Below are 12,969 nucleotides of genomic sequence, written 5' to 3'. Positions count from 1 at the left end.
GAAGTATTATGAATAAAAGACTATGGATCACATGCCTTATTGTTCTATTGGTCTTAATTGCGTTTGCAGTTTGGAAGAGCACCACCTCTTCCGCTGCTACGCAACAAACCAAAAATGAACAGTCCTCCAATCACACTGTGTCTAATTCAAATGATATGCAAAACATAAGTAAGGATGAGATATTGCAACAATCATTACAGACACAGTTACAGGCTTTGCAAAAAAATCCAGGCAATATTAACCAGTTTTTAAATCAATACCGAGCCAGTTGCCATTTAGATGACTGCAATGCTGCATTAACAAAAGCGCTTAATGCCTATCCTGATCAAAAATTCGCTCAAACTGTGCAAAATTTATTGAAGCGTATGCCGCAATATGAACAGCAAATGCAAACTACAGTATTATCAACGGCGCTACCCCCTAAAGAACGCTTTGATGCAATTTGGAAACTTAGAGAACAGATGCTAGGCAAAGACGAAGCGGCTTTAGGTTTTGGACAAGAACGTGAATATGCGGATTATCGTTTTGCTTATGCGGAACTTAAACAAAATACAAAATTGAGTCCCGAACAACGATTGGCTGCATTAGAAACGCTTCAACAAGAATATCCTCGATTAATGAAGCAAGAGGATAATTTCGCTCGTTATGAACAAGCTGTTCAGCTACTTGATGAGAGACAACCGACTGCTGAAACTCAACGTCTAAAACAAGAATTACAACAACGCTATCTCACACAACAAGAGCAATTAGACCTGCAATTTAAGCAACAACGTGAACAACAGCAGCAACAGAAAGTGGATCAATATCAACAGGCACTCAAACAACTGCAACAAGAAATGCAACTGCTTAAGTCTCAGCTTTCCGAAACTGAATGGCAAAGGCAATATCAACAACGTCTTGAAAGCTTGCGATCGAATCTGTTTCCTTAATTGTGATGCCATCTGATATACAAATGGCGACTATTTCAGCATCTAATTTTTTCACCTATATTGAGGTAAAAGTAAAACTCACGAAAAACTTCTTTTTTGGAAATCAATGGAGTGAATTACCCAAAACTGAAACATGACTTAAATACTGCACTTGAATCTGAAATCTTAGGTGAATTGATTTTTCTAAATGCAGCAAAGCATACCCGCTCGGCTGAACAACAATATAAATGGAATGTCTTGGCTCAATTAGAAACTCAAACTTTACATAAGTTACAAAATTTTCTAATTGAAAATGGTCATACCGCAAAGATTCGACCACATATTAAATTACAAGCCAAAGCATCAGGGATTGCGATGGCAAAGCTTCCATGGAAAGTTGCGATGCATTTACTAAAACAGGGCACCAAACCGTTTATGGAAACGTTTGTGAGAATGAATCAACACGCTGATGTTCAGACTCAAACCTTTCTGCAATATTTATTGGCACATGAACAAGCTTTGGCAGAGTTTGCAACACAAGAATTAAAAGGAAATTCGAGAAGCTCACTCAATACTGTAGAAAAATTATTAAAAAGCTAGGTCAAACCTAGCTTTTTAATTAATAAGCTTTAAGCAACTGCGACATTTAATAACAATTGTCGTTTTTTCACTTGTTGACCGACTTGACCAATGAGCTCATCAACAACACCATCCACATCAGATTTAATCTGTTGCTGGATTTTCATCGCCTCCAAGATCAATAAAGTTTGACCTTTGGTAACGGTATCACCAGCGTTGACCAATAGATTCACAATTGCACCATCCATTGGCGCTCGAATCTTTCCGTCACCGATAACTTCAACCGCTTCAGGTTCTGCGTAAGTGCTATTCTCTATTATGAGATTGCCATTCGCTGTATCTAAATAAAGCTGATTTTGATCAAGTACATAACTCAATTTACGGCGTATACCATCTACATCATAAATGATCTGTGTATCTTGAATCGCTAGAATCTTAATCTTGACTTGCTGATCACATAGCATAGCGATCAGTTGATCATGATCTGTTTGGACATGAAGTAATAGCTGTTGATCAGCACATTTTAGTTTTAATGGGAAAGGCACAGAAATACCTGTTTGCCATGAAACTTTCGCTTGGTTCAGTTGAGTGAACAATGCTGCAGCAACCGCAAGATTTTCCAAACTTGGCCCTTGTTGATGTAGGCTGACATCATCTTGAAAATGTTGTTGAATAAATGCGGTATTGGTATCACCTGCCACGACAATCGGATGACGTAATAAATTCACCAAAAACTGTTTATTGCTGTTCACACCCAATAGCACACAATCATTTACTGCGCGCGCTAACAGACGAATCGCATCCTGACGAGTTTTACCATAAGCAATTATCTTCGCCACCATTGGATCATAAAACGGACTAATTTCACCCTGTTCTAACATACCATGATCAATCCGAACATTTGATAACATTCCATCAGAGCCTGCAGGTTTCCAATTGAGTACCTTTCCAGTTTGAGGCAAAAAATCCTGTCGTGGATCTTCTGCATATAAACGCACTTCAATTGCATGTCCATTTAAAGTGAGTTCATGCTGCTGTAGAGGTAAAGTTTCACCATTTGCGACACGGAGTTGCCATTCAACTAAATCGAGGCCCGTGATCATTTCTGTTACTGGATGCTCAACCTGTAAACGAGTATTCATTTCAAGGAAATAAAACTCACCTGAGTGATCAAGTAAGAATTCAACCGTACCTGCACCGATATAGTCGCAAGCTTTGGCGGCAGCAACTGCAGCCTCGCCCATTTGCTGACGTAATTCAGGTGTCATCACGGGACAAGGTGCTTCTTCGACTACTTTCTGATGACGGCGCTGAATTGAACAGTCTCGTTCAAATAAATAAACGTAATTGCCATGCGTATCACCAAATACTTGAATTTCCACATGACGAGGTGCAATCACTGCTTTTTCAATAATCAGCTCACCTGAACCAAATGCATTTTCGGCTTCTGAACGCGCTGTTTTTAAAGCTTCGAGTAAATCAGCAGACTGGTGAACCAAACGCATACCACGCCCACCACCACCAGCAGATGCCTTCACCATCAAAGGGAAACCAATTTTTTCTGCTTGTTCAGCTAAATATTCGATATCTTGTCGATCACCTTCATAACCCGGTACACAAGGTACACCCGCCTCAATCATGGCAATTTTTGACAAACGCTTACTACCCATCAAATGAATCGCAGCGGCATTTGGACCAATAAAAGTGATGCCATAATCACTACAAGCTTGGGCGAAATCAGTATTTTCAGATAAAAATCCATAACCAGGATGAACAGCATCGGCACCTGTCTTTTTGCAGGCTTCGATAATATTGGTGATCGACAAATAAGACTCAGAGACTTTAGATGCACCAATGTATACAGCTTCATCAGCCACTTGAACATGGCGAGCATTCGCATCTGCATCTGAATATACAGCAACTGTCTGATAGCCCATCGCTTTCGCTGTTTGCATCACTCGAACTGCGATTTCACCACGATTTGCGACTAAAACTTTTGAAAATTTCATCATTGCTCAGTCCAAGTTGGTAAACGTTTTTGAATAAATGCCATCGTACCTTCTTGACCTTCTACTCCACCGACAGCTTGCGCAAATTGCTGTGCAGCATCATCGAGTAGAGAATCTAAAGGTTCATTCAAAGTACGATGTAATAAAGCTTTAGTATTGCGAGAGGCTAATGGTGCAGCACGTTTGATTTGTTGAACTGTATCGCTCAGTAGCTGCTCAAGCTCATTTTCATCATGCACTACATCATGTACTACACCTAACTTCTGAGCAGTCTCACCATTGAAACGAGAACCTAACAATGCCAAACGACGCGCTTGAGTTAGTCCAATGCGTTTCACTACAAAAGGTGCAATTTGCGCTGGCAAAACACCTAAGCCTGTTTCAGGTAAGCCAAACTGAGCATTGTCACGACTAATCGAGACATCAGAAACACAGGCCAAGCCAAAACCTCCACCTAATACCGCACCTTCTAATATCACAACCACGGTTTGTGGCGCTTGATCAACTTGTTCAATCATGGCACCGAAACGACGGTTAAAATCAACATAAGGCTGTAAGCTACCCACATTCGCCGCCTCTTCACGGAGTGCTGCCATATCTTTGATGTCACCGCCTGCACAGAAATGTCCGCCTTTACCACGTAAAATCACAGCACGAATCGATACATCATCTGCTATTTGGGTAAAGACCTGTTGAATCGCATTAACCATATTGAGACTCATGGCATTGCGACTTTCAGGTCGATTAAGCCAAATCGTTAAAATACTGCCTTGTAGTTCAAGTTGGATACTTTCATCCACTTGTAAATTATTTAGCATTTTTATAAGTCCTAAATCCAATAAGAAAAACGTATGGCGAGGCAGCTATTGCAAGGCATAAAATTGGCGAAAATGCGCAGAATATCTTGCGCAAGGACGAAATATATTTCGCTATTTCCTTGCTCATATTTGAGCATTTAGAGCCAATTTTTAACGCTGCAAGAGCAACGTAGCTAGTTTTTCTGTTTCTTCGGCAGAATATCCATCAACTTGCAAATAATCCCGAGCATAATTTCATCGGCTCCACCACCAATTGAACCAAGGCGACCATCACGATAAAGTTGAGAAGCAGGGTTATCCCACATAAAGCCATTGCCGCCCCAATACTGCAGACAAGTATCAGCGACTTCACGAGTGAGACGCCCTGATTTGAGTTTTGCCATTGAAGCTAACATCGTGACATTTTCCCCAGCAATATGCTGTTCACAAGCTTGATAAGTCAGCGCCTTTAATGCTTCAACTTCAGTCATTAACTCGGCGAAGCGGAAATGTACATATTGGTTATTAATCAAGGGCTGACCAAAAGTAGTACGTTCTTTAGCGTAATCAATCGTTTGTTGTATGACTTTTTCTAAACCACCTACTGCATTGGCACATGCCCACATACGTTCTTCTTGGAACTGCATCATTTGCATCATGAAACCCATGCCTTCTGCACCAACCAAATAACGCTGCGGCACTCGAACATTATCGAAATAGACCTGAGCAGTTGTGGTTGAACGCATACCCAATTTATTCAGCGGCTCTGAAAAACTGATACCCGCAGTCTTCGCAGGCACAATAATCATGGATTTATTGACATGAGGTTTGTCATCTGAAGTATTGGCAAGTAAACAGAAGAAATCAGCTTGCAATGAATTGGTGATCCACATTTTGCTGCCATTAATCACATAATCATCACCATCTTTTTTCGCAGTGGTTTTGATTGCTGCTAAGTCTGAACCTGCATGCACTTCTGATACTGCAATTGATGCCACATATTCACCACGAATCGCAGGATTCAAAAATTCTTCTCTTAATTCTTTGCTACCAAAACGAGCAAGTGCAGGTGTCGCCATATCGGTTTGCACACCGATCGCCAGTGGCACACCACCACATGCTGCACGCCCTAATTCTTCAGCGACAACAAGGTTATATGAATAATCCAAACCCAAACCGCCATTTTCTTCTGGCTTACAAATACCCAGCAAACCTAAATCTGCCATTTTCTTAAACACGTCATGAATCGGAAAGCGTCCCGCTGCTTCCCATTCTGGAATAAATGGATTTAGTTCGTTTTCTACAAACTGACGTGCGGTACGACGTAATGCTTCATGCTCTGCGGTAAATTTCATTTTTTTCCTTAAAAATTACATATTCTTAAATCCCTCCCTACCTCCCTTTTTCAAAGGGAGGAGTTCCCAATCTTTTTAAAGAGGGGCTAGGGGAGATTGCTTAAAATCTCGATACACCAAAACGTGTTGAATTGAGTTCACGTTGTTGTGCTTCATAAATGGTTTGTAGCAAGAAGATCAGGACTTTACGCGTATCTCTTGGATCGATAATCCCATCGTCATGCAACATTGCTGTATTAAATAAAGCGGTTGATTGTTGTTCTAATTTCATCGCAGTGCTTTGCTCTAGGAAATCCAACATTTGTGGATTCGGTTCCATTCCAGAAGCTTTCTGTTTACCTTCTGCGACGATACGCAACACTTTCCCCGCTTGTGCTGCCCCCATTACCGCAACATGTGAATTTGGCCATGCAAAGATAAAACTTGGAGAGAGACTACGCCCACACATCGCATAGTTGCCTGCACCGTAGGAACCAGCCACAATAATCGAGATTTTCGGTACAGTCGCATTCGCAACTGCTTGGATTAATTTCGAACCATGCTTAATGATGCCGTTCTGTTCAGCATCTGTTCCCACCATAAAACCTGTAGTGTTATGCAGGAATAAAAGTGGTCGTTTGGTCTGCTCACACAGATGAATAAATTGTGCTGCTTTGACCGCACCTTGTGGTGTGATAGGTCCATTGTTGGTAATAATGCCAATATGTACGCCACCCATTTTCGCCCAACCACATATGGTTAAAGCATCGTATTCCTGTTTAAACTCAAGGAAATCTGAATCATCAACAATACGAGCTACAACCTCTTTCATATCAAAAGGTTGCTTTGGATCTTTGGGAATAATGCCAAGCAACTCTTCAGGCGCGAAACGCGGTTCTTTGTAGTTTTGATTTAGACTAGTGGTTTGTTCCTTCCAATTCAAATGCTCTAAAATCTCACGAGCAAGTCGAATTCCATCAGCATCATTTTCAGCTAAATATTCAGCTACACCAGAAACCTGTGTATGCATTTCAGCACCACCGAGTTCCTCAGCCGTTGCCACCTCACCTGTTGCTGCTAACAATAATGGGGGACCAGCCAATAACATTTCTGTTTGCTTACGGACCGCGATCACATAGTCAGACAGACCAGGCTGATATGCTCCACCTGCTGTGGCATTACCATGTACCACCGAAATTTGTGGAATCCCTGCCGCAGACATCCGTGCTTGATTGGCAAAGGTCATACCGCCATAGGTAAATACTTCAGCGGCATAATTAAGATTTGCCCCACCACTTTCCGTTAAAGTAACAATCGGTAGTTTTTGTTCAAGTGCGATTTTCTGTAAGCGTAAGGTTTTCTGTACACCCATCGGTGACATAGTTCCACCTTTGATCGCACTATTGCTAGCAGAGACTAGGCATCGTACACCACTAACAAAGCCCAAACCCGCAATAATACCGCCACCTGCTTCTGAACCATCTTTATCATCATGCATGTTGTAGCCGACTAAGCCACATAACTCGACAAAAGGTGAATCCGCATCCAATAGTAAGCGCACACGTTCGTGCGGCAAAATTTTACCTTTCTTATCAAACTTTGGTTTAGCCACATAAGATTTATCAATACTCTTTTGCTGTACTGCACGTACTTCCGCAATTTGATTCAACAAAGCTTCACGGTTTTGTTGATATTGCTCACTACCGACTGCAATTTCAGATTGGAGAATGGTCATTCTTCTTATTCTCCAGCTTTGTCTTTAAAAATTTCTGGAATAAAAGCACGATGGAAACCATTAAAAGACTGGCTATTGGTTGCATCTGCCAATGGATACATGCGTGTTCCCTGAGATGCAGCACCATCAATACGTAAAGTTACCCCTGAAACAAAAGCCGCTGCATCAGAAAGCAAATAACAAATTGCTGAAGAAATTTCAGATTCTGTACCCATACGTTTTAACGGAACATTACCTGCCAAACTTGGAATGATCACTTTGGCAAAGTCACCACTGTAGTTGTCCATACCTGATGAAATAATCCATCCTGGCGCAACTGCATTGATGCGCACACCCGATTTACCCCATTCTACTGAAGCCGTTTTAGTCAGGTTATCCACACCTGAGCGTGCTGCACCTGAATGTCCCATACCTGGCATACCGCCCCACATATCTGCAGTCATGTTGACGATGCTGCCCCCATGTTTAGCCATCCATTGGTTATAGGCTTCACGCATTAAATAGAATGTAGAATACAAGTTATTGCGAACTACAGCATCAAAGCCATTAGCAGAAATATTTTCCAATGCCGAAGGAAATTGCCCACCTGCGTTATTCACTAAACCATCGAGCTTGCCAAATTTTTCAATGACTTCAGCAATCATGCTTTTGACTTGTTCTTCATCACGGTTATCACAAACGATAAAATGGACTTTTCCACCATCTTCGCTAATTTCTGCTGCAGTTTTTTCTAACTTTTCAATTTTTCGACCTGTAATCACAACTTGAGCACCTAGAGATGCCAGCTCATGTGCTGTACAGCGTCCAATACCTGAGCCGCCACCTGTGACGATAATCACTTTGTCGTCAAATGCATCTGCTCTGAAAATTGATTGATAACCCATTTGATTTACATCCCTTACTTATTTTTCTAACAATTTCGCTGGTACTTTGACTGGCATATCTAACAATTGCTGTGCAAAAGCCTTACCTTGGGGATCAATGCGTAAACTTGCGATCCCACCGCCACCTAAGGCATTTTCCAACATAAAATTCAGTGCATTCATCGCAGGTAATTCATAACGAATGACCTTTGACTTTTCTGGATCTAAAACATGCAGCATATAGTCTGAAACATTTGCTTCAGTGAGCGCCGCTCGAATCCACGGCAAATATTCTGCTTTACGCGCAATCACACCAATATTGCTATGGTTACCTTTATCTCCACTACGAGCATGAGCAATCTCAATCAAAGGCACTTCGATTTCATCGCCTTGATAAGTTGCGACTTCACCAGTTGGATGGGGAGCGAAATTCTGTGTAGCTGAGCCAGTAGGAATCTCAACAGGATGTCGCTGACCAGCAAAATCAACTTCAACCTTGATTTGATCTTTATCAATCAGGAAAGAGAACAATTTCACGACTGCAGAAGCTTTAGGACGACCACCGACAATGCCCGCTAATGCAGGTGCCATACCTGTAGAAGCTTGTGCGATTTCCGAAGCGAAGAACATACATGCTTCTTTAAACATATGTTTGACTGCAATTTTGACCACGACTTCACGGCTTTCTTTAATGCGTGCATGTGCCCCATAGGTGCTTTCAATACCTAAAATTTCGATCGATTTTTCTGTAAATGGAGGAACAGAACGTAAAGCCAATACACGCTCACATTTATTGATAATGGCATTGGCAATGGTTTGTGCTTTCTCAGGCGCTTCGCGACCTGCGATTAAGAAACTGACTAAAACACGATAACCATCGGCATAAGTGGCACTCACTTTATATTGTTGAGTTGGTGCTCGACCTGTTGCACCTGTGACTTTAACTCGATCATCACCCACTTGTTCTAAATAGACTTGACTAAAATCAGCTGTTACATCAGGAAGTAAATAGGCTTGTGGATTACCTATTTCATAAACGATTTGCTCTGCGACCGTTGCAGTCGACACTAAACCACCTGTACCTTGTGGTTTAGTCACAACAAAAGAGGAATCTGCACTGACTTCTACAATTGGAAAGCCCATGTTGTCAAAGCCTTGTACTAAACGCCAATCGGTAAAGTTCCCACCTGTACATTGAGCACCACATTCAATCACATGCCCTGCCAATGAGCCCTGTGCCAACTTGTCATAATCATCCAGTGACCATTTGTATTCATGCAATAAGGGTGCAAGCACAACCGCCGAATCGACCACCCGACCTGTAATCACAATATCTGCACCCAAATCCAAAGCGTCACGAATAGCAACAGCACCTAAATAGGCATTACTGCTCGCCACATGTGCAGGCAAAGGCTCACCATTAAACATTTCTTTGATATTTTTTTGCTGCAGTTCGGTGTGCTTTGGCAATACATCATCACCAAGTACCACAGCTACTTTTAAATCTAAGCCCTTTTCATCAATGATTTTTTGTAAAGCATCACGACAAGCTAAGGGATTTACCCCACCTGCATTACTGATTACTTTGATTTTCTTTTCAGCAATTTTATTAATCAGTGGAGACATCACACGACTAACAAAATCCAATGCATAACCATGATTAGGATCAGTCATCATTGCTTTAGCCATGATTGACATAGTAATTTCAGATAGATAATCAAAGACCAGATAATCAATATCACTCAAATGCACCAACTGAAAAGCAGCTGTATTGGTATCGCCCCAAAACCCAGAAGCACATCCAATTTTTACTAACTTTTGGTCATCCTGCTTGACGCTTGTCATGAGCTTTCTCATTATTATTAAAAACAACACAACATTACCAAGCAAGTGCTTGGTTTGTAAAGTGCAGAATGATATGCTGTATTAGCAAAAACAGACAAAATCAAGCAAATGCTTGTTATAAAAAGATAAGACAATTCATGAAATGAATTTTGTTACAATACACTTTGATTAAACGGGATAGACGGACAGGCATGATCGCAACTTCAATTGAGCAAATACCAAAAATCGTATGTTTTGACGATAGCCCACGTGGACGTTTGCTCTTAGGTGCCGCCTATCTGTTTTATAAGCAAGGATATGATAAAACCACGGTTCGCCAACTTGGTGAATTTATTGGTATTCAATCAGGTAGTCTCTTCCATCACTTCAAAAGTAAAGATGACATTCTAGCTACTGTGATGGAGCAAACCATTATTTATAACTTTGCACGGCTTAAAGAAGCGGCTGAACGTTCAAATGATCCTGAACAACAATTGCGTGATTTAATTAGAGCTGAATTGATTTCAATTACTGGTGATACTGGTGCGGCAATGGCAGTACTGGTACATGAATGGTTTGCGCTTTCTAAAGAAAAACAAGAATACCTTTTGAAAATGCGTAATGAATATGAGCAAGTCTGGCTTGATGTGATTGAAAAATTACGTACTCAAGGCAAAGTCAAACATGATGCGTTTATTTGGCGACGTTTAGTCGGTGGTTCTATTTCTTGGACAGTCACATGGTACCGACCAGAAGGTAAAGTGAAAATTGATGAATTGACTGAAATGGTTTGGGAAATGGCTTTGAAATGAGTCAGATCTATTTACGTAAGCCTCAACTCAGTGATTTAGCTGAAATCAAAAAAGCCTACCAAAATAGTGTTCATCTACATCAACCATGGACATATCCTCCTACAGATTTTGAACAATACCTACAGCAAGAATATCGTTATTTTGTCTGTTTAACTGAAAACCATACAATTGTAGGAACCTTTAATATATCGAATATCATTCGAGGTCACTTTCATTCTGCTTATATAGGCTATGAAGCCTTTTATCCATATATAGGTCTTGGATATATGCGACATGGGCTTCAACTTATTTTACAAGAAGCTTTTCAAACACTGAACCTGCATCGACTAGAAGCGAATATCCAACCTGAAAACTCCCCCTCCATTCACCTTGTGGCAGGAGCAGGCTTTGTTAAAGAAGGGTTTTCACGCCAATATTTACGCGTTGGTGGTAAAGAATGGAAAGATCATGAGCGTTGGGCGATTTTAAATCATGAGTGGATTGAATCCACATAATTTAAAAAGGGGATGAATTAGTGATCACCCCCTTTTTTACCAATTAATATTGCAACTGCTTACTAATCAAATCCTTCATAATTTCTTCGGCACCACCACCAATCATATTCACCTTCACTTCACGATAAATGCGTTCGGACTTCATACCTCGCATAAAACCCATACCACCCAAGGTCTGTACCGCAGCATCAGCACAGAATTGCATCGTACGAGTAGCAACGTTCTTAAGCATTGATATCTGTGCAATGAGTTCACTACCTTGCAGTTCCTTTTTTCCCATACGATATGCAGTATCTTCCAACAAAGCACGAGTAGCTGTAAGTTGCGTAGCCATATCGACAAGTTTATGACGTACCACTTGATGATCAATTAAGCGCTTACCAAAGGTTTTACGTTGTTGTGCCCATTCCAAAGCTTCTTCATAGCAAACCAATGCATAACCATAGGCTATCGCTCCTAGCCAAAAACGCTCCATATTAAAGTTATTCATAATCACTTTAAAACCAGCATTTTCCTGACCGAGCAAATGACTTACTGGTACCCTCACTTCATCAAAATGTAGGTGTGCTGTATCAGAAGCCCACCATCCCATCTTTTTTAAAGGTGATTTTGTAATCCCTTCGCTATGCGCATCCATCAAAAGCATCGAGATCCCTTTTGGACCTTGTCCATTCGGATCTGTACGTACTGCAACCGTATAATAATCAGCTCGAATACCTGAAGTAATAAAGGTTTTCTCGCCACTCACAATATAATAATCCCCGTCACGAACCGCTTTTGTTTTTAAAGCGGCAACGTCGGAACCACCACTCGGTTCAGTAATCGCTAGGGCTGAAATTTTTTCACCTGCAATAATTTGCGGCATAACTTCATCACGAATCTCAGGACGTGCAAAGTGATGAATCGGTGGAGTACCAATGCTATGAATCATCAATGAAATATGAACCCCACCCGATGCTGCTTTTGCCATCTCAATTGCAGCAAGCAATACATGAAATGCATCAGCTTCAGGAATTCCACCATGTTCTGCATCGAAACCTAAACCAAGTAAACCAAAGCTAGCAGCCTTTTGATAAAGTTCTCGCGGAAAAGTGCCTGCTTCATCCCATTCATTTACATAGGGTGAAATTTCTTTTTCAACAAAACGTTTAACACTATCTGCAAAAGCTAGATGTTCAGATGTGTAATAAATTGAGTTAAGTGATAAACCATCCATGCCTTTTTCCTAAATTATTATTTAACTCATTCTTGTTATGCGGATAAGGCTTTAAACCAGCTTCCTCTTGATTCAAAGCCTTTAAAATTTGTATTAGGGGCTTAGGAAGTTAAAGAGGATTGTTACGGAGTAATTTAAGCAAATCGAGATATAAATTACCGTTCCGATGATTGAAGCGATACTCCGTTTCTTTAAGATGCAAATAAAACATCTTTTTGTCAATTCCATTAAACTTGACGAGTCGCTTTTTAGCATATCCCCAGAATGATTCTATGCCGTTAATATGACGCTCCCCGCATGCAAATTCGTTGTTCCCATGATTCACTCTTAAATGTTTGTCAAAACCAATATCAACTAAACCATCATAGCCTCTCCATCCATCTGTATTGATCACAGAA

Annotated in this window: 11 protein-coding genes and 1 pseudogene; 4 read left to right on the top strand and 8 right to left on the bottom strand. The window is 40.9% G+C overall.

The window, feature by feature from the left end:
* The first annotated feature begins 8 nt into the window (after positions 1 to 8).
* The gene (locus MKL32_RS11580) at positions 9 to 929 is read left to right on the top strand and encodes a lipase secretion chaperone (RefSeq protein ID WP_075696797.1); all 921 of its coding nucleotides are present in this window, start codon (positions 9 to 11) and stop codon (positions 927 to 929) included.
* A 111-nt stretch (positions 930 to 1,040) separates the two neighbouring features.
* Complete coding sequence (locus MKL32_RS11575) at positions 1,041 to 1,508, top strand: hypothetical protein (protein ID WP_270900562.1); 468 nt, start codon at positions 1,041 to 1,043, stop codon at positions 1,506 to 1,508.
* 29 nt (positions 1,509 to 1,537) lie between these two features.
* On the opposite strand, the gene MKL32_RS11570 is transcribed toward MKL32_RS11575, so the two are convergent.
* The 6 genes from MKL32_RS11570 to MKL32_RS11545 form a co-directional block, all read right to left on the bottom strand.
* On the bottom strand, positions 1,538 to 3,496 hold the full coding sequence (locus tag MKL32_RS11570; RefSeq protein WP_270900586.1) for an acetyl/propionyl/methylcrotonyl-CoA carboxylase subunit alpha: 1,959 nt from the start codon (positions 3,494 to 3,496) through the stop codon (positions 1,538 to 1,540).
* Positions 3,496 to 4,314, bottom strand: a complete 819-nt coding sequence (locus MKL32_RS11565) for an enoyl-CoA hydratase/isomerase family protein (protein WP_270900561.1) — start codon at positions 4,312 to 4,314, stop codon at positions 3,496 to 3,498. Before MKL32_RS11565 ends, MKL32_RS11570 begins: the two co-directional genes overlap by 1 nt.
* 173 nt (positions 4,315 to 4,487) lie before the next feature.
* Complete coding sequence (locus MKL32_RS11560) at positions 4,488 to 5,648, bottom strand: acyl-CoA dehydrogenase family protein (protein WP_270900560.1); 1,161 nt, start codon at positions 5,646 to 5,648, stop codon at positions 4,488 to 4,490.
* A 100-nt stretch (positions 5,649 to 5,748) separates the two neighbouring features.
* Complete coding sequence (locus MKL32_RS11555) at positions 5,749 to 7,362, bottom strand: acyl-CoA carboxylase subunit beta (RefSeq protein ID WP_270900559.1); 1,614 nt, start codon at positions 7,360 to 7,362, stop codon at positions 5,749 to 5,751.
* A 5-nt stretch (positions 7,363 to 7,367) separates the two neighbouring features.
* Positions 7,368 to 8,246: an SDR family oxidoreductase gene (locus MKL32_RS11550; protein ID WP_270900558.1), complete on the bottom strand. Its 879-nt coding sequence runs from the start codon at positions 8,244 to 8,246 to the stop codon at positions 7,368 to 7,370.
* An 18-nt stretch (positions 8,247 to 8,264) separates the two neighbouring features.
* Positions 8,265 to 10,070 (bottom strand): acyclic terpene utilization AtuA family protein, encoded by a 1,806-nt coding sequence (locus MKL32_RS11545; RefSeq protein WP_270900557.1) that lies wholly within the window; start codon positions 10,068 to 10,070, stop codon positions 8,265 to 8,267.
* 191 nt (positions 10,071 to 10,261) lie between these two features.
* On the opposite strand from MKL32_RS11545, the gene MKL32_RS11540 reads away from it, so the two are divergent.
* Together MKL32_RS11540 and MKL32_RS11535 are read left to right on the top strand one after the other, a co-directional pair.
* Positions 10,262 to 10,861: a TetR/AcrR family transcriptional regulator gene (locus tag MKL32_RS11540; RefSeq protein WP_004964166.1), complete on the top strand. Its 600-nt coding sequence runs from the start codon at positions 10,262 to 10,264 to the stop codon at positions 10,859 to 10,861.
* Positions 10,858 to 11,355 carry a GNAT family N-acetyltransferase gene (locus MKL32_RS11535; protein WP_270900556.1) on the top strand — a complete coding sequence of 166 codons (498 nt, stop codon included), beginning with the start codon at positions 10,858 to 10,860 and terminating at the stop codon, positions 11,353 to 11,355. The genes MKL32_RS11540 and MKL32_RS11535 overlap by 4 nt, the downstream gene beginning before the upstream one ends.
* 43 nt (positions 11,356 to 11,398) lie before the next feature.
* On the opposite strand, the gene MKL32_RS11530 is transcribed toward MKL32_RS11535, so the two are convergent.
* Positions 11,399 to 12,571: an acyl-CoA dehydrogenase family protein gene (locus MKL32_RS11530; protein WP_270900555.1), complete on the bottom strand. Its 1,173-nt coding sequence runs from the start codon at positions 12,569 to 12,571 to the stop codon at positions 11,399 to 11,401.
* 109 nt (positions 12,572 to 12,680) lie between these two features.
* Positions 12,681 to 12,969 (bottom strand): annotated as a pseudogene (locus MKL32_RS11525) (IS1595-like element ISAju1 family transposase); the annotation flags it as partial.

Source organism: Acinetobacter sp. AOR34_HL, from assembly GCF_027854795.1.
In the GTDB taxonomy this organism is placed as follows: domain Bacteria; phylum Pseudomonadota; class Gammaproteobacteria; order Pseudomonadales; family Moraxellaceae; genus Acinetobacter; species Acinetobacter junii.
This window is presented reverse-complemented; position numbering and strand designations above follow the sequence as displayed.